The 18,460-nt window shown below is 43.4% G+C and carries 11 protein-coding genes; 7 read left to right on the top strand and 4 right to left on the bottom strand.

Annotation, left to right across the window (positions count from 1 at the left end; genetic code table 11):
• Positions 1-255 precede the first annotated feature (255 nt).
• Genes MHN30_RS14090 through MHN30_RS14075 form a run of 4 tightly spaced genes read left to right on the top strand, consistent with a single transcriptional unit; the run spans position 256 to position 6,828 of the window.
• Positions 256-2,355, top strand: coding sequence for a TonB-dependent receptor (locus MHN30_RS14090; protein ID WP_239360086.1), 2,100 nt, complete (start codon positions 256-258; stop codon positions 2,353-2,355).
• A gap of 12 nt (positions 2,356-2,367) precedes the next feature.
• Positions 2,368-4,833, top strand: a complete 2,466-nt coding sequence (locus MHN30_RS14085; RefSeq protein ID WP_239360085.1) for a proprotein convertase P-domain-containing protein — start codon at positions 2,368-2,370, stop codon at positions 4,831-4,833.
• Entirely contained in the window at positions 4,823-6,256 is a 1,434-nt protein-coding gene (locus MHN30_RS14080; RefSeq protein WP_130165276.1) for a DUF1566 domain-containing protein, read from the top strand. Before MHN30_RS14085 ends, MHN30_RS14080 begins: the two co-directional genes overlap by 11 nt.
• Positions 6,253-6,828: a DUF1566 domain-containing protein gene (locus MHN30_RS14075; RefSeq protein ID WP_010607462.1), complete on the top strand. Its 576-nt coding sequence runs from the start codon at positions 6,253-6,255 to the stop codon at positions 6,826-6,828. Before MHN30_RS14080 ends, MHN30_RS14075 begins: the two co-directional genes overlap by 4 nt.
• Positions 6,829-7,061: 233 nt before the next feature.
• On the opposite strand, the gene MHN30_RS14070 is transcribed toward MHN30_RS14075, so the two are convergent.
• Positions 7,062-8,753 carry a hemolysin D gene (locus tag MHN30_RS14070; protein WP_239360084.1) on the bottom strand — a complete coding sequence of 564 codons (1,692 nt, stop codon included), beginning with the start codon at positions 8,751-8,753 and terminating at the stop codon, positions 7,062-7,064.
• A gap of 387 nt (positions 8,754-9,140) precedes the next feature.
• Here MHN30_RS14070 and lodA point away from each other — a divergent pair, with 387 nt between their 5' ends.
• Positions 9,141-11,225 carry a CTQ-dependent lysine 6-oxidase LodA gene (lodA, locus tag MHN30_RS14065; protein WP_130165278.1) on the top strand — a complete coding sequence of 695 codons (2,085 nt, stop codon included), beginning with the start codon at positions 9,141-9,143 and terminating at the stop codon, positions 11,223-11,225.
• 5 nt (positions 11,226-11,230) lie between these two features.
• Positions 11,231-12,361 carry a lysine-epsilon-oxidase maturase LodB gene (gene lodB / locus MHN30_RS14060; RefSeq protein WP_239360083.1) on the top strand — a complete coding sequence of 377 codons (1,131 nt, stop codon included), beginning with the start codon at positions 11,231-11,233 and terminating at the stop codon, positions 12,359-12,361.
• Positions 12,362-12,429: 68 nt separating this feature from the next.
• Here the strand turns inward: lodB and MHN30_RS14055 are convergent, their stop codons facing one another.
• Positions 12,430-12,735, bottom strand: coding sequence for a hypothetical protein (locus tag MHN30_RS14055; RefSeq protein ID WP_130165280.1), 306 nt, complete (start codon positions 12,733-12,735; stop codon positions 12,430-12,432).
• Positions 12,736-12,847: 112 nt separating this feature from the next.
• Between MHN30_RS14055 and MHN30_RS14050 the strand changes: the two genes are divergently transcribed.
• On the top strand, positions 12,848-13,729 hold the full coding sequence (locus MHN30_RS14050) for a LysR substrate-binding domain-containing protein (protein WP_130165281.1): 882 nt from the start codon (positions 12,848-12,850) through the stop codon (positions 13,727-13,729).
• A gap of 163 nt (positions 13,730-13,892) precedes the next feature.
• On the opposite strand, the gene MHN30_RS14045 is transcribed toward MHN30_RS14050, so the two are convergent.
• Both MHN30_RS14045 and katG read right to left on the bottom strand, forming a co-directional pair.
• Entirely contained in the window at positions 13,893-15,803 is a 1,911-nt protein-coding gene (locus tag MHN30_RS14045) for a S9 family peptidase (RefSeq protein WP_239360081.1), read from the bottom strand.
• A 170-nt stretch (positions 15,804-15,973) separates the two neighbouring features.
• Positions 15,974-18,160, bottom strand: coding sequence for a catalase/peroxidase HPI (gene katG / locus MHN30_RS14040; RefSeq protein ID WP_239360079.1), 2,187 nt, complete (start codon positions 18,158-18,160; stop codon positions 15,974-15,976).
• Between the last annotated feature and the right edge of the window lie 300 nt (positions 18,161-18,460).

Here is an 18,460-nt window from a genome sequence, read left to right as displayed (position 1 = left end):
TTGCAATAAACTTACTTGTTTTGATTGGCCTTGTGGGCTAATAAATGTGAGTTATTCTCAAATGTAAAAAACTGTAAAAACAAAATAAATTTTAAATTCTATTAAAAACAATATGTTGTAAATGCTATTCCTCGCTCTTACATTCTATTCCGAAAGTTTATTACTAGAGCTATAAAAATTAGTTATATTTTATAGTTGATAAAATAATAAAAATCATTATCATTCGCAATCTCGTTATTTTGAGTGTAAGTAAAAATGATTCGCTTTATTGTTCCTTTTGTTTCTTCAGTAATTATCTTCCCCGGTTATGCAGCCAACGCGGACTCTAAATCCATTGAAGTAATAGAAATTGTTGCAAACAAAGCTGAAAAATCTTTGTTAGAGCTTTCCGGTAGTGCGGCTGTACTAAGTGATGATGATATTGAACAGCTTGTAGCAACACAGTTGAGCGATTTGTTTAAAACGGAGCCAGGTGTGGCGATCACAGGTTATAGCGGTCGTCCTCAAAATATTACCATTCGCGGTATGTCAGGTAATCGCGTACTGGTGTTGCAAAATGGTAGTAGAGCTGCGGACGGTTATGGCGCAAGTGACATCAACGATCTGGTTGGGCGATTTAATTTTGATTTGGAAGACGTCAAATCTATTGAAGTGGCAAAGGGACCAGCCTCAACATTTTTTGGGGCTGGTGCACTAGCTGGTGTGGTTAAAGTGAATACCAAACAAGCAAGTGATTATCTAAGAAGTGAAGATAACTATTTAGCAATTAAGAGCTTGTACAACGGTACCAACTCGGAGGTTAAAAACACACTCACTGGTGCAACTGGATTTCTTGGGTTACCTGTTTTACTAAAAGTCAGTGACTGGCGTGCTGAAGAGCAGCAAAACTTTCCCGAGTCACGCGCTCCGCTAGACGTTAAAGGTCAAAGCGCAAAATTTAGTAGTCAGTACGAATCAGGTTTGGGCCTTTTTACATATGATTTTAGCTGGTTGACACAGCAGACAGAAAACAAAATCAAACCGGAAACCGTGCCCCAACATGACGGTGCGTGGCAGGTTGAATCTCAAAAACAACGTGAACTCCAACAAACTCATAGCCACAGCGTTAAATGGCAATCTGTGAATTCATCTCTCATCTTTGATGATGCGCTTGGACAAATGTTCTGGCGCAAAACACAGCACGAAAACGATACTGAGCAACTAATCAGCCGTCAATTTTTTGAGGTTCAGACTCGATATAGGCAACTGCTTTCGGAAGACCGTTTTTCTCAGACCAGTTTTGGTGGCGTATTAGATTTTGCTAAGTCTTTTGGCAATCATGAACTGATGTATGGCATTAGTGCAGAACAGGTTGAGCATGAGCGTCCTAAAGTCGATACCGTGATTGAGAATGGTACGCGGAAAGTGACGATTGACGCACCGTTTAATGCAGCAAAAACAGTGATACTTGGTGCTTACGTTGGTGACGATTGGCAGATTAATAGTAATTTTAGGGCGTTAATTGGTTTGCGTTACGACCATAATGCACTATCTGCTGAAGGTGACGAAGACACGAGTTCAAATGAAGTCACAGCTAGCGCACAAATCAGATATGAAAATAGTTATGGTTTTAATGCTTACGGAGCATATGCACAGGGCTACCGAGCTGCACCATACGATAAAGTATATGGCAATATTCCTCATTTATTTGCCTTTCCTCCGTTTGAAATTGTTGCCAATACTCAGTTGAGAGCAGAAAGCAGTGATAGCTTGGAACTAGGGTTTTCGCAAACAATTGATAAATTGCATTTTGCCAGCAGTATTTATTACACCCGCTACGACGATTTTATCGATTGGGTGAACATCCGTTTAAGATTAAACGATGGAGTAATGGAGCGCCAGTTTGTCAATATCGATGAAGCGTATACGTTCGGTGCAGAAGCCGAGGTAACTTATCAATTAGAGTCACTAATGTTTGGCGCAAATATTGGCTGGATGAACGGAAAGAATAAAGACAAGCAAGAATACCTAAGAAATCTTATTCCGCTTGAATATACGTTTTATGCCAATTATGAGTTCAGTGACTTTTTAATCAACCTGCAATGGTATGGACAAAGCCAGATGACTGACTTACCTACGTGCCAAGACCCATTTTTAAATGTAGAAATACCTTGTCAGTCAACAGGAAGTTGGCACAGCCTAGATTTATCAGTGAGTTACACACTATCAAAAAATTGGAAATTCAATACCGCGATAAACAATGTGCTAGATAAGCATTATACCCGATATCAAGATGTTGCTGGTCAATCCAATTCCGACTTCGACTATTCACAACCAGGTAGAAACTTTAGAGCATCTATCCAGTATAAATTTTAAAGGGTGACCATCTTGAAAAAAACATTATTACTATTGCTACTGTGGCACCTAGGTGCGACCGCGGCAGAGCTTCAGTTTGTTACTGGTCGTGCTATAAACTCACAACAAGCTGAACAGTTACTTGAAACCAAGTTAGCAAGAAAATATCAATTTTCTTACCGTCGTAAAGGTCAGTTTGGTAATTATTATAGCTTTATGCCTACTTATGACGCTTTGCCAATATTTAATATCGTGGATAGTGTTGCAACGGATCAACAAGGACTAGCATTTCGATTGTATGTTTCTCGTTTTTCGACGTTAAACGTGGATGAAGGCACGGTCTCTGTTGCTCCTTCTATTGAGCAGGTTGGTGCATTAATTGATAAACAAGTTGACCATTTTTCGATAGAAGAAATTAAGCGAGGGTGGTGGCTTGAGCAGCAAGGTTTAAGATTTGTTTGGAACGTATTAGTAAGTGAAACCTTGCAAGGTGAAGTCGTTACTCAGCATTATTTTATTGATGCTGATGCCACTAAAATTCTTGGTCAACGCGGCGCTATTCCTGCCTACCGAAGTGAAGTTGAGCCTGAATACTCAGGTCGAATCAAGCAGTCATGGTTATTTGATCCAGACCCAAAAACGAGCTTAATGAGTGAAGACATTGAGCGACAGTTTACACCGCAGACTGAATTTGCGGATGCAGCATTTAGACTTGTTGAGCTTAAAGATTTAACGCTAATTGGCAACCAGCTAGCACTGACGGGGCCTTATGCTCGAGTAACTGACTTTGCAGAACCACACGAAGTTGTGGAAATGTTGCCTGTAGCTGGTGTAGCAAAAAATCATCATAGTTCTGCCAGCTTTTTACAACAAATGGCCTATTTTCACGTCGATTCTGCTCAGCGTCATTTGCAGGAATTGGGTTTTACTGGCGATAAGTTGATCCACTATGCGCCGATCACCATAGATGCACAAGGTTCTTATAATGACCAGTCGGCATATTCATTTCACCAAAAACGGATTTTATTAGGAGTTGGGGGGCATGCTGACGCGCAGGATGCTGATGTAATATGGCATGAATATGGACACAGTATTACTAACTTCATCAATCCCTATGACGACGGTGCGGATAGCGGTGCAATTGGGGAAGGGTATGCCGATTTTCTCGCCGCAAGTCATAGTTACCGAGATCCGCAAGGCTACGAGTTTGAGCCGGATGTTATGTTTAACTGGGATGCTCGTTTTGGACAACGTAGACCAAGAACGTTAAATGATAGTAAAGCTAGGTATAATCCAAATTATCACTACCCAGCCCATATTCATGTTGCAGGTTCCCTAGGTGATCAGCTTTGGTCCACACCATTATTTCAATCCTTCAAAGAAGCTGAAGCGCATTATGGTGTGAAAGGCATGAATGACATGGAGAAGATTGTTATTGAAGCTATGTTTGGCCTAGGGGCGGGGATCACTATGCCCAATTTAGCGCTGTCTACACTCGATATGGCAAAGCGCCTGTACCCCAATGAACACTATGCCGACATTTTACAACGGCATTTTAGTCATCATAACTTGTTGCCAAAATTATTGGTAATTGAACAAGCCAAGGTCATTGATACTCTCACTTCAGATCCCTCTGTGGTCGTGAATATCAAAAATATCAGCCCTTACTCGCTTAAAGATGTCCAGTTCGCGTCAACTGAGGACTCAACAATAAAAATCGCAACTCAACAGGTTGGCGATATTAAGGCTGGAGATTCGATAACACACACTTTTTCCATCACCTTCGATGATGCGTTTGAATTGAGTTGTGGGATGAGTGCTTTTGTTCCGGTATTGGAGAAGTATTCGACAGGGATCCCAGTATTGAATCAAAGCCTACAGCAACTAGAAGTTACCTTAGGCCAGCCAAATCTATTTGTTGTAAAAGGTGAGGGAGGCATACTTAAAGACGCAACCGGAGAACCTAGTGGAGTTGTGCACAGTAAGGGGATCACCAACTTTTACCTTGATGTAGAGCAGCAATCTCTGCAGGTTAGTGATGACCTTAAATTTGAATTACAGCTTGAACACAATGACTTGAGCCAAGTAAGTATAAAGTTAATTAGCCCTGCGGGTGTTGCCGTAGTCATTTGGGATCAAAGCTACTACCCACATTCAAAATTTGAATTTAGTCTGCCTTCTGATGTTGCAAACGTAGATTTCTCGCCACTTGAAGGCCAATCCTTCAACGGCCAGTGGCAGCTTCAGATTGTAGACCACAAGCCTGATTTCTCCGAACTAATTAATACGCCTACGCTTAAAGCTTGGCAGCTTTCACAAGTTACCGATTATCACTGTCATTCTGCATCCGACGATAAAGAACATACAGATGACCAAGATAATCATCTAGAAAAAATAAATGACAACACGAGTGGCAGCCTGTATTGGCTAAATATTGGTTTAATTTTAATTGGGCTTAGGCGACTCAAAATACACACTAGGAGTAAACATGACATTTAAATTGAAACCGCTTGCGCTTGCGCTTTCGGTTGTAGGTCTCAGTGCCTGCGGTGGGGGGAGTGGTGACACTAAAGCAAATACTGAAAATGAGACAACGGTAGACCCAATTAGTTATTCGGTTTCGATCAGCGTTGATAACGCAGTAACCGGTACTTTATGCGCAGATAGCAACGAAAACTTAGTGTGTGACAGTGTCGAGGTGCAAACTTCAATTACAGATGGAACCGCAACATTAACAAGTGAAGATGTTGCAATTCTTAACCAGAGCTACATTGTGACAGAAGGCAATGTGATGATACTCAGTGCGCCAGCTGCAGTTGCGAATGACGCTAGTATCGTAATGACACCTGCAACGACTCTGGTTTACGCGAATATGATACAAGGCATAAGTAGAGAGCGAGCAATTGAGGCTGTTGTTTCTACACTTAACGATGGCTTATCACTGTCTTTGTCAGCGGATACTTTATTGACAGCGCAAAGCGCAGACTTAGCAAACTTCAATACTGAATTTGTAAAATTGTGGCAGGCTGCGCAACAACAAAGTGAAAATAAGGGGGCTATTCTTGCAGGCTTTGCGATTCAACTTGCAGATATTATTACCGCGATAAAAAACAATAGTCATTTTAATCAGCTAGATAGTTTTGTTGCGAATGCATTAAACTGGTCCGTAGGGTTCCCTATGACTGACACTGGGGTCACTGCATTCGCTAACCTAGATGGCTTTTACAATACCGCTTCTGTTGCGGACTTTCCAGGTCAAGACGCAGATTATGGCCTTGACCTTACACAAAATAATGATGCGGATGGTGCTGCGGGTTTTAGTTATGTAAAACTCAGTGGTACAGGTGAAATGCTTGCAGCTGATGCTGAACAATGGAGCTGTGTAAAAGACTTACAAACAGGGCTAATTTGGGAAGTAAAAGATGCAAACGCAGGTATTCGCCACAAAGACACGTTGTTTGCATTTAAACCTAGCGACCGCGAATCGATTTTTCCTGCTGAAGTGGCTGAAGCCAGTTGTGATAATGCAGAAGGTGTATGCACAGTATCGCAATATGAAAGTTACATAAACAATCTAAACAACGGTGTCGGGTTGTGTGGGCACTCTGGCTGGAAGTTACCTAAATTCAACGAGCTGTATAGCTTAGTGCACTTTGCGAGTACAGATAAGAATGACGGCGATGTTTTACTTGGAATAGACGTTAATTACTTCCCAGAAACACATGCCGGAGACATATGGACAGCAACGCCATCGATAGAATGGCACACTTCTATGTACTATGCCCCTCACATGTGGGCGCTTGGGTTTAACGGTGGTTATATTGGTGCAACGACTTCTTATGAATACTGTGATAGTGCACAAGAATGCGAATATCCAAGTGTATTACCTGTGAGGCTTGTAACTTTAGGAGCAGAAAAATGAGATATTTATTAGTCACTTTGTCTTTATCAATGTGCTTTACTGTACAGGCTATTGAGCAAGCGTGTTCACAAACTATCGAGCGCTCTTCACCTAGCGTAGGTTTTATCGATAATAAAGATGGTACAGTAACTGATAGAGCAACACAGCTTACTTGGATGCGCTGTAGTATTGGGCAAACTTTTAATGCACAAACTTCAAGTTGTGATGGAATGCCAACCGCTATGTACTGGCAAGATGCCCTTAAAACAGCAGAAAAGATCCGGACTTCTCCAGGTCATGCAATTTATCAATACGCGGGTATTAAGAATTGGCGTTTGCCTAATATCAAGGAGCTTAACTCAATCCGTGAAGTTGCCTGTGTTAACCCTGCAGTAAACCAAACGGTTTTTCCTAATATTTTTGCTATCGCTGAAGCTGAAGGCGGGTATGCATATGTTTGGTCAGCTACGCCTTTAGCGTCTGAAGCTGGGGTGATGTATATGGACTTAAATGGTGGAAGTTTAGCGTCTACCTTTGGCTTAGAAGACTATGAGAGACAAATTTTACTCGTAGCCGACAAAGTGACTGAGTAGGCTAGACGCAAAGATTGAGCTGCAAAGAACGATAAGATGAATTCTTTATTTTCAATATTTTATCGTCATACTGAGATAGATTAACGAGGCGCAACAGCCAAGTAAACTGATGCAATAAGCTTGAAATAGCAACAGACCTTAATATGATAAACCAATGCGTCAAGAGTACTTATATCTAGGTTGAATAAGACTGTTGATGCATTGGTATCAAGCTTAGTGTGGGTCAAATCGTTTTAAAAAGGCTCAATCATCCACTTAGCGGATAACTGGTCCGGCTCGCCATGGCGATTTAACTCAGGTTGGTTTTGCGCTTGGTTAAACCAAATATATTGCTGCCAAAATTGATTTTTGATATTCCACACACCACCTTGATAGATCAACGAGTAGAGTGCTTGTTTAGGGGAGTCTACGAGTTTGAGGTAGCCTGCGCTTTTGCTGCTGTAACTTAAAAAGAGTGAAGGGGCATGAGTGGCTCTAAAATAGTGCTGACCCTCAGTATTGGTTACCTGAATTAAATCGAGAGGCTTAGTTGGGCTAAAGGTAATTCGGGTGTTATTGCTCAGGGTCTGTGCTGCTAAATACTGGTTATTTACTGACGACTTTATCGTGATTTGTGTGCCCGTATCTGCACTTAACTGCGGATATGTCCAGCCGCTTGGTGGCGTTTGCCAGGTTAGAGATTTCCAGCGCCAGTTGTAGGGAATATCTAAGTGTGGGTCGTTAAGATCTTCAAAACCAGGTTCGGCTTCAATATTAAAAAGACATTGGTTTCGCTCTGCATCTAGCTGTGCAACACGCTCGGCTTGGCTAGTTGTGCCTACATTTAGCTCTGCCATACAGGCTTCAAGTGACTTCCCTTTTCCTGGCTCATTAGGGGCCAGTACATAAGTATGGTCACGTTTACTCTCGTCCTCATACCAAGCCAGCATTGCGGCCTCGTCAAACGACAACCAGTTTTGTACTAGTTGCTGTGCTTCTTGCTCGGCTACGCTACGTCTTTGTGCCTTTGGTGTTGCCATTGTGCGAATAAACGCAGCCCAGAGATCTTTACTGGCCTCCAGCGCGACAATCGCAACCGGTTTCATGCTACTAATACGATAAGACTGCCAGCCAGACTCTAAGCGTGTATTCGCCTGCCAAATTACATCGCCACTGGTGAAGTTAAGCACATCTTTGGTGTCGTGCGAATGCTGCTCGGCACCCTCTGAGCAAAGATAAGCTTTTACTTGCCAAACCTTTTCGTAGTTATCTTGTGGGAGCCTTACCGTATGTTCTGGACTAAATGAGTCTTGAAATAGGTGAACGGCACGGCCAAACAAGAAGTAATTATGATCTACTTCCGCAAGTGCGGCGTGGCCACCACCATCCCATACTTTGAGGCGCTTTTCCTCAGCCATGGCTGCATCAATAAAATGTTGAACAAAGCGTTGTTGCGCGCGATAAGCAGCATCTACACCACCTTGGCCTGCAATATCATCATAGCGGCGCATAAAGTGATCTAGCTGAATGTCAGCCGGTTCTTGCGAGACTGCGCTAAAACAGTTTGGACCGGTAGGATCGGTACTGGCGTTGGTGACGTTAAATCCAGCAATATCAACCCAACGCTCACCGACAATGGCGGAATTCACACTGTCGTATCTTGGTTCATAGAGTGGGTTATTGTTTAACTGGGACTGAAGTCGAGTAATTTCATCTTGTGCGGTATGTAGCGCGATGTTCTTTGCCAGACCATAGCGCCAAGCGTGTCTGGGGTCGTTGGGATCTGGTTCGATAATATGTTCGGCATCCAGCACTTCAAGTGCTGCGGTGCGGGTTAACCATTCATGTCCCATGGGCATGATCCCTTGTCCACCAAATTGGGTGAACGCTTGAACTGTGCTGCTTAATGCAAGTCCTAGTGCAAATGTGAGAGGCTTTATTTTCATATCTACTCCTTGAAAACTAAAAGCAAAAAATAATGTTTTTACTCAACTGAGGGACAAGGATTATAGTTTGTGAAACAAATGTTTCAATTGATTTTTGTTTGTAACGAATAAGTTTTCTAATCACCTGATTTGTTTTTTGAGCGTTAGGTTCTTACATGGTTTAAAAATAATGGAAATATTTTTCATTTAATATCATGTGGTTGTATATTGTTTTGTTCATGTTGTATGTTCTGTAATGAAGTGAAATATGCACATTTTCTTGCTGGTGCTACAGTTACTCTACTTAGCTGGGACTCAATTTAAGCGAAAGTTAGCGCACACTTAAGTGTTTTTTGTTAACAAGTGTGTTGTTTTGTGCCGTGGTTACTATATCTAAAGGATATAAATATGAACTATTCACTTCACCCCTCTGTCGGTGTCGCAAGACTCGGTAATAGCGATGGTCAGTTTTATTTAGCACCAGACAAAATAGGCGGTTTACCATTTGAATCCGATGAATGGGGCAATAAGATAGACAGCCCTGTCAGTCAGTTTAAAGATGCAGAAGGCCGGATCCGCAGACAGGGCCAACCCTTTAAAATCATTGACGAAAATAACAATGAGCTAACGTTATCGAGCGATAACGTTAAATCAATTAGTTGGACCGTACACGTCGCGAATAAAAAGGCGGCATGGTATGAGTTTAATGAATTACAAGGCAACTTACTCTATGGTCAAGATAATAGTTATAGCAATCGCAACACGCCTTGGCGTAATGCGGATGCAACGGATCGCCGAAGCTTAATTATTGATCCAGGTCCAAGAACGATATCTGGCGCAAATGCAAAAGCTGAATTTGACGCCGCCAGTGCGCCTGTAGGATATCCGGTTAGTTTCCCTCCCAAACCGTGCCAAGGCACTGAAATAAAGTCGCTCGGAGATATTTTAACCGATAACGAAGGCCGCCTAGTGGTACTTGGCGGTAAAGGGAATGCGGGTGGTAACCTGCCTCTTGAATCTTACGGTGGTGCGGACACATGGCATGATGATATTGCGGACGGGACTGTGTATTGCACGGTTACGTTTGACGATGGTAAAACTTTGCAACTCTCTGCTTGGGTAATTGTTGGCTCTCCGGATTTTGCACCGGAAATCGTTAATATCTCCAACCTCAGTGATACTATGTTTGACGTTGCGGTGCGTGAACAAAACTTATGTCCTGAGCTATACAGCAATGGTGAATATCAGTCTTCTTATCAGGCAAATTATTACCAAGATATTGAGCCGATTATCCAGCGTATTAGCCGTTATCAGTGGGTATCAAATGTCCAATCTATGTCGGCATTTGTTTCCAATATTTTTGATTTTAAAGACAATTCTGAAGATAACAAAGCCAATCGTCAGGCTTACTTTAAGTACTTTAGGCAGCCAGTTGACCCAGCCACAGTGCAGCAAACTCCGCCAAACGAGCAAACCAATCAGCAACTCTTCGAGTATGGTATTGAGGGTAATTTACCACTGATGCCAATGAATTCTGGTAGTAACTCGGTGAGCAACGCTGAAGACAATATTGTCGATAAGTTTCTGACGTTAACGCAGACTCAATACTTCTTACTGAGTCAGTGGGCCGCTGGTAACTTTTCAAGTGCTAAACCTTCAGCGCCACAGAGCGCAGTCGATGAGTTTGGCGTATTTTATGCGGATCAAGGTAGCGTGGGTAATTGCGTTGGCTTACCTATGTGTCCAGGGATTGAGGTAACGTGGAGTTTACAAAATCCAGCAGTGTACGCGGCGCCTTATATCATCAAAGATCAAAGCATGGGTAATGGCTTTCCGAGCGGTTTGGATGCTGAGCGTGATGAGTGCGAAGGCGGTGGATGTCAGCCTGGAGATTTAACCAAGCGCATGGCATGCCCGTGGCAAGCAGACTTTTTCAATTGTACCATTCAAAATGTGAACTTTACCGAGCCAACGGTGAATAAAGTGAACGTTGGCACGGAAGACGATCCGCAAATGGTGCCAGCTGCCCCAACTTACTATAGTTACTGGTGGCCACCACAAAGCCCTTGGGATGTATTGACGAATCAATTTGATGATCAATCACTTACCCATCTGCCAGCAGGCCAGCAAGTCAACTATGCACGTGGTATCAATAGTTTTGTGCAAATGGTTGAGCATTGGTCTGCACTTGGTTTTATCCGCAATCAAAATAGTGATGAACCGAATTTCCCTTACTTTACGGAAATCGAACGTAATCACCAACTGTTTGCGTATAAGGATGTGCCTGTCTCTGATATTACTGGGAATTGCCAAGACGACGGAACCGATATTCCGGTGTTTTATATTCCTGATGACCTTAAAGATCACCTGTCTTGCGGGTGTTCTAAGGCCAAAGCAATATTAAAAGGGCTTGAAGAAAAAATGGCGAAGCCAATTACGCAAAAACGAGCTGCGAAAAAAGTGCCTCGCAGCGGTACTCGAACAAGACGGTAATGGATATGAATGGTACTCACGAATGTGATGTGCTAGTAATTGGTGCTGGCCCTGCCGGGGCTAGCACCGCATTAAACTTGCTCAATCACACAGACCTATCAGTCATTTTAATCGAGCAGTCTGATTTACAAAAATTAAGAATTGGCGAAAGTGTATCTGCAAGTGTGTTTTCGGTATTGGACTATTTGCAGATAGACAGAGCGGATTTCGGTCCGCACTGTTTTACTCCAACTCAAGGTAATAGTGCATTTTGGGGAAGTGAGCAATCCGCTAATCGTCACGCGATTTTTGCACCAGACAGAGCAACCTATCAAATTAATCGCGAGATATTTGATCTAACCTTGCTCGAAAGCACTATCCAGCGCGGTGGTACGGTATTCCCGCGCACTAAAAGCAAAGCAATTACTCAGTTACAAGACGGTTGTTACTCAGTGGTGGTGAGTCATCCTGACTATGGTCAGTTTACCATTGTTTGCAAGTATCTAGTTGATGCGTCAGGGCGTAATTCGTCTATTGGCAAATCTCTAGGAGCGGCTGTTCAGCAATATGACAGACTAACAGGGGTTGGTGCCTTCTTTAAAGTAAAGCGGGGAGCGCTTGAGCAACTTCAACTAATTGAAAGTGATGAATTTGGCTGGTGGTATAGTGCGGCGCTTTCTAACGATATGTTAGTTGTAACGTATTTCAGTGATTTTGAATTACTCTCAAAGCAGCGCTTAAACCGTTTGGCACAGTGGCAAGCGCACTTAGGTAGCAGTAAATATATGTCACGGCGGGTAGTGGATGCAAAGATGGTCGACGAAAACCTATGGATCCGACCTGCCGGGAGTCATTTTAGTAGTTTTGCTCATCTCAAAAATTATTTACCTGTGGGGGATGCGGCTTGTGCGTTTGACCCTATTTCTTCTATGGGATTAGGGTTTGCCATGACATCGGGGTGCCAAGCGGCAGCCATTATCGGCAATACCAAAACATCTCATGCATTCATGCATAGCAGCAAAGTATATCAACAAGACTTGGCGGATCAGTTTGATCAGTATTTAGCGCTAAAGCAACAGTTTTATAATAAGGAAAAACGTTGGTGTGACGCGCCTTTTTGGTTCAAGCGGCAGCAACTTATCAATCAGGTTGCTTAACTGAAACTAACCGAAGAATAACAACTGCTAGCGCACAAGTTGTTATTCTGATTTCGGGTTAGCTTATATTAAAGCAAACTTAAAATGTGTTTGGCGTTTTGTCGGGCAAGACAGCCCTTGACGGGATCGGTTGAAAATGTTTTAGCCGATATCTCCATAGGCTCCCCTTCATGAAGTACATCACCGCTATAGACTTTAACTCGACAGGTCGTTTTGTTTCGCTCTTCTGAATAAACAAGCTCCACTTTTTCGGCCTTCATGATTAAGTTTTTATAGGGGTATCCTGCATCGGTAAATACTTTTTCAGTTTGTACCTGCTCGGATGTTGATGCGAGTGCTGCTAGAGGAAATGCAAGAATAATTGCATATTTCATGATAAAGACTCCTTCCGTCTCTGATTTCACTGCTAAGTATTGTGTGCATTCATAAAACTGACAAACTAGAAATTCTGACCTATAGTTAAGTTTTAATTAAGTAAGATGGCGAATGAAATCACCTCCACTCAAAGGACTTTGGTATTTTAAAACGGCGGCGGAATTAGGCAGTTTTAAGCAGGCGGCGGAAGCCTTATTTGTGACACAAGCTGCCGTGAGTCAACAAATAAGAACCCTTGAGCAACAGCTTGGTTGTATGTTATTTGAACGACAAACAAGAAAGGTATTACTAACTCAGCAAGGACAAGACTTGTTGCCTTACTTACACAAGGCCTTTGGGCAAATGGAAATGGGTCTATCGACGTTAAAGTCAGATCCTAACCCAAACACCATTAACCTGTCGGTTTTGCCTTCATTTGCTACTTGTTGGCTTTTGCCTAGATTGGCGAGCTTCAACAAAGCATTGCCAGACTTCCAGCTGCGTATTGATCCAACCGAGCAGCTCGCCGATTTTAACCACGACGATATCGATATTGGGATCCGTTTTGGATTTGGTAACTATCCAGGACTGAAAAGCGAACTCATCGCGGAGGATGAGTTAGTTCTTGCCTACCGCCCTGGATTAATTGACCCAAACAAACCGCTGCGAGAGCAGCTATCAAAGCTCAATTTTATCTATGACGAAGGTCGAGATAATGAACATGCATGGCTTGAGCTAAACAAGCAACTGGGTTTAAGTGGTCATACATTCAGTAATCTTAAAATTGATAATGCGGCATTGGTGCAGCAGGCAACGGTGGCTGGGCAGGGGTTTTCTTTGTTACGTCGACGTTTAGTGAATCAATCTTTAGAGCTTGGCCAGTTAGAAATCTACCCCGACTTTGCATGGTTGTGTGAATATCGCTATTTCTTGGTCGCACCTGAGCGTCACTTTGAGTGGCCTAAATTAAAGGCGTTTCGGGATTGGATAGTTGCCGAGCTTAGCGCGTGCTGAATTCGCCTTGTTTTCCCTAAAACTCTCTGGCTAGAAAAGGAAAAACTAAGTTGTTCTTTAGAAACAATGAGTTGGAACATTCCTTATCCAAACCTCAGGTTACCTAGCTCGGATCCGAGCTAAATAACCTGAAGCTAGATACTCGGATCCGGCAGCCTATTTGTTAAAGGTGCTTTTTAAGAAAGTCGAGATAGGCTTGAGAGGCCTCAATACGGTTTTCCTTTTTAGAGAATCCATGCCCTTCATCGTCAAATAACACGTATTTGACAGGCACATTGTTTGAGCGAACGGCTTCGACCAATTCATCACTCTCTACTTGAAGTACACGAGGATCGTTTGCACCTTGCACCACCATTAGTGGTTTAGTGATATTTTTGGCATGGAAAAGTGGTGAGATACGATGCAAACGCTCTTTATCGGTAGCTGGATCGCCTAACTCATCATAAAGAGACTTCCTATACGCTTCCCACCATGGTGGAATAGACTCAAGGGTTCTTACCCAGTTAGTCACACCAAAGATGTTGATCCCTAATTTGAACTCTTCAGGCTCAAATGCCAGGGCCGCTGCAGTCATATAGCCACCGTAGCTCCCGCCCATTATGCCGATACGATCAGCATCGACCCAGTCTAGCTGTTGTAGATATTTTTTACTCCAAACGATGTCTTGTAAATCATCCTCACCATGACGTTTGTCGTCTAAGTGGAAGAAGGTTTTACCATAACCAGAGCTGCCTCGGTTGTTTACGGCGAAAATCGCATACCCTTGATTGACCAAATGCTGAGTAAGTGCACTATAACCAGTCATGCTTTGGCCTCCGGGACCTCCGTGAACAAATACGAGCGCGGGCACTTTATTTGTCGAACTAGCGAGCTTTGGCTTGTAGAGTACGCCTGGCACCTCTAAACCATCAAAACTATTAAAGCGAGCGATGGTGCTCTCGACCAAATGGTCGGTATTGATTTTTTCGCTTAAGGTCGAGGTCAACTGCTTAACTTCATCACTGCCAACACGCCATACGTACAAGTTATTTGGCGAGGTGTCCGAATTTAAATAAAAAGCCATCAGCTTTTCATCATCGGAGAAGTTAACGCTGTTGATACTACCTGCAGGGAGCTTAGGGAGTTTGATGTCCTTGCCTGTTTTAAGATCGGTGATCGTGACTTTTACGCTAGAGTCTTCGTTTACCCCTACAACACGATAGCGGTTGGAATCGGAGAAATATAAGAACCTCACGTCCCAGTTTTTTTCTATGTACGGCGTGTGTTTACCCGTCGCGATTTCATAGCGCCAATTTTGATAAAATTCACCATGGGCATCGGTGCCATAGTATAAATATTTGTCATCTTTAGAAAATGCTGAAGCGGAAAAGTTTGCCTCGTGCGCCACGTTTGAAATCTCAACGAGTGGGGCGTCGGGGTTATGTAAGTCGAGTAAGAAGAGATCGCTATCTTTATTACCTTGTGCATTGATAAGTGCAAGGTAACGATCGGTTTCACTCACCTGTTGGACATTTAAATTCTTGTCATTTTTATAAATAAGTTCACTTTCGTAGGTGGCAGCATCAAAGCGATATAGATCCATAAAGCGCTCGTCACGCTGATTGCTTAACACGTAAAAGGCGTTGTTATCTTTAGTAAAACCAACAAAACCTGCTCTCACTTTTTCTCCTGGCGTGAGATCTTTGACGTGACCATTTTCGTCACGGACAAAAACATGAAAGCGCTCATTGCCACCGTTGTCTCGTGTGAATAAGATGCGGGGGTCATTTGGAAAATATCCGATAGGGTAGGTTGAATCGGTGGCATCTGTTATTTGTGCTCTTTCACCGGTTTTGACGTCAACTTCATAGAGGTTATATATTCCCGATTCGTCAGAAGTGACCAAGATTTTCTGTGCATCAGGGCGAAACGCGCTGCCTTGAATATTTGTGGTATCAAAAAAAGTTTCTGCTGAATAGGTTTTAAAGTCCGAGATAACTTGGTTAGTTTGCGGCTGATCAACTTGTTGAGTTGTTTGGTTACATGCACTGAGCGTGGCGAGCAAGGTGCACGCAATGAGTGATTTTTTAAACATAATTTCCCTGCATTCATTTTTATTATTGATTTCTAGCATATAACGATAGGAAACAATGGCAAGCATCTGGCTAAGGTTTTGTGTAAACCAATGTAGTGGTTAGGATGTGATTGTCTTTGCTGCTGAAAATCAGCGTAAAGGATAATCACATCCCAGGTTTTTTTAAGTGGTTATTTTAGGTCAAACCGGTCTGCATTCATTACTTTGGTCCATACCTCAACAAAATCACGGACAAACTTCTCTTTGCTATCATCTTGTGCGTACACTTCGGCGTAAGCGCGCAAAATAGAATTAGAACCAAAGACGAGATCAACGCGAGTCGCGGTCCATTTTACCCTGTCCGTGTCGCGTGTTTTTATCTCATATAGGTTCTCACCACATGGCTCCCAACGATATGCCATATCGGTCAAGTTGACGAAAAAGTCATTACTCAAAGTGCCAACGTTATCGGTAAATACGCCATGCGATGTTTGCCCGTGATTGGTGCCTAGCACGCGCATTCCGCCGATCAGTACGGTCATCTCCTTGGCTGTGAGTCCCATCAGTTGGGCTCTATCAAGTAGCATTTCTTCTGGTTTTACGCTGTAGTGCTGTTTTTGCCAATTGCGAAAACCGTCATGTACAGGCTCTAATACATCAAATGACTCAATGTCGGTTTGCTCGTCTGTGGCATCGCCTCGTCCAGCGGTAAAAGGCACTTGAACTGATACTCCGGCATTTTTAGCCGCTTGTTCAACGGCAGCGCAGCCACCCAATACTATTAGATCAGCCATACTTACGGTTGGCGTAAAATTACTTTGTACGGCGTCCAAGGCCGCAAGAACTTTTGCTAGACGCTCCGGCTCATTTCCAAGCCAATCTTTTTGCGGGGCTAGGCGGATCCTCGCACCATTTGCACCCCCTCTAAAATCGGAATATCTAAACGTTCTAGCACTATCCCACGCGGTGGCTACTAATTCTGAAAGTGTCACATTGGTTGCTAGAATTTGTTGCTTGAGTGCGCTAATTTCACTGTCGTTTAGGGTGTAGTTAACGCTGGGGACGGGGTCTTGCCAAAGTAGATCTTCGTTAGGGACTTCAGGGCCTAGATAACGACTTTTTGGGCCAAGGTCGCGATGGGTAAGCTTAAACCACGCTCTTGCAAAAACATCGTTAAAATAGTCGGGGTCGGCATAAAACTTCTCTGAAATTTTACGATAAGCAGGGTCCATTTTCAGTGCCATATCGGCATCTGTCATCATCGGCATGCAGCGTTTAGATGCGTCTTCAGCATCAACTGGTTTATCTTCTTCTTTTATATTGATAGGCTGCCATTGCCATGCACCCGCCGGGCTTTTGGTCTGCTCCCATTCGTATGTGAACAGCAAGTAGAAGTAGCCATTGTCCCATTGAGTTGGGTTCGTCGTCCAAGCGCCTTCAATACCACTGGTTACCGCATCAGAGCCAATGCCACGCGAGCTGTGATTCATCCAACCAAAACCTTGTTCATGCAAGTCCGCGCCTTCGGGCTCCGGGCCTAATTCATCGGCATTGCCATTTCCGTGCGCTTTACCCACAGTGTGTCCGCCAGCGGTTAGCGCAACCGTTTCTTCATCGTTCATTGCCATTCGAGCGAAGGTAACACGCATATCTTCAGCTGTTTTTAACGGATCGGGATTACCATCTACGCCCTCTGGATTAACGTAGATAAGACCCATCATCACAGCGGCAAGCGGATTTTCTAAATCGCGTTCACCGCTATAGCGACTGTTTTGGTTATTTGAGGGAGCCAGCCACTCTTTTTCGCTGCCCCAGTAGGTGTCTTTTTCTGGATGCCAGATATCTTCTCGGCCACCGGCAAAGCCAAAGGTTTTGAATCCCATTGACTCATAAGCAACATTGCCCGCCAGCACGATTAAATCGGCCCACGAAATACGATTGCCATACTTTCTTTTAATCGGCCAAAGTAAACGCCGGGCTTTATCTAAGTTTCCGTTGTCCGGCCAACTGTTTAGCGGAGCAAAACGCTGATTACCCGTGTTTGCACCACCGCGACCATCCGCAACACGGTAACTGCCTGCAGCATGCCATGCCATTCTGATCATTAACCCACCATAGTGTCCCCAGTCGGCGGGCCACCATGGCTGCGAATCTGTCATAAGCTGCTCGAGATCTTTTTTCAGGGCGGGGTAATCGAGGCTGTTAAATGCGCTTTTGTAATCAAAATTGGCATCCATCGGATCGGTCTTCGTATCGTGCTGATGCAATATGTCTAGGTTCAGGCTATTTGGCCACCACTGGTGCTCGCTATGCTCTGACGACGTATTTGCACCATGTGCAAAAGGACAAATCGATGGTGTGTTTTGCTTCTTATCCATGGGAGATCCTTGTTTGTTCGATGACGGAAGATTGCTAAGGTCTATTGTCTTCTAAGTTTGTTTTTGCAGAAGTTTGATTGATATGTACATCGGGCAAGTTGTACGCCACGAGCAAAACATGCTCAGAGGAACAAAAATCAAATCGCAAAGACCAGATAAAGGTAGTCCCGATAAGTGCTTTTTACCAGATTTCGGTGGCCTTAAATGCCAATATTGAATACCAAGAGAGTGGTGACATTTGTGACTTTCTGGGGTGTGATCACGGCAAATCTGACTGATTACATGATTTTTAATTAGATG

The organism is Pseudoalteromonas sp. OF7H-1, assembly GCF_022347825.1.
In the GTDB taxonomy this organism is placed as follows: domain Bacteria; phylum Pseudomonadota; class Gammaproteobacteria; order Enterobacterales; family Alteromonadaceae; genus Pseudoalteromonas; species Pseudoalteromonas maricaloris.
This window is presented reverse-complemented; position numbering and strand designations above follow the sequence as displayed.

What these genes read in the sequence shown, in the direction of transcription:
- MHN30_RS14090 (WP_239360086.1), top strand. Translation starts at nt 256, where the DNA reads ATGATTCGCTTTATTGTTCCTTTTGTTTCTTCAGTAATTATCTTCCCC.
- MHN30_RS14055 (WP_130165280.1), bottom strand. Translation starts at nt 12,735, where the DNA reads ATGAAATATGCAATTATTCTTGCATTTCCTCTAGCAGCACTCGCATCA.
- lodA (WP_130165278.1), top strand. Translation starts at nt 9,141, where the DNA reads ATGAACTATTCACTTCACCCCTCTGTCGGTGTCGCAAGACTCGGTAAT.
- MHN30_RS14070 (WP_239360084.1), bottom strand. Translation starts at nt 8,753, where the DNA reads ATGAAAATAAAGCCTCTCACATTTGCACTAGGACTTGCATTAAGCAGC.
- lodB (WP_239360083.1), top strand. Translation starts at nt 11,231, where the DNA reads ATGAATGGTACTCACGAATGTGATGTGCTAGTAATTGGTGCTGGCCCT.
- MHN30_RS14050 (WP_130165281.1), top strand. Translation starts at nt 12,848, where the DNA reads ATGAAATCACCTCCACTCAAAGGACTTTGGTATTTTAAAACGGCGGCG.
- MHN30_RS14045 (WP_239360081.1), bottom strand. Translation starts at nt 15,803, where the DNA reads ATGTTTAAAAAATCACTCATTGCGTGCACCTTGCTCGCCACGCTCAGT.
- katG (WP_239360079.1), bottom strand. Translation starts at nt 18,160, where the DNA reads ATGGATAAGAAGCAAAACACACCATCGATTTGTCCTTTTGCACATGGT.
- MHN30_RS14080 (WP_130165276.1), top strand. Translation starts at nt 4,823, where the DNA reads ATGACATTTAAATTGAAACCGCTTGCGCTTGCGCTTTCGGTTGTAGGT.
- MHN30_RS14075 (WP_010607462.1), top strand. Translation starts at nt 6,253, where the DNA reads ATGAGATATTTATTAGTCACTTTGTCTTTATCAATGTGCTTTACTGTA.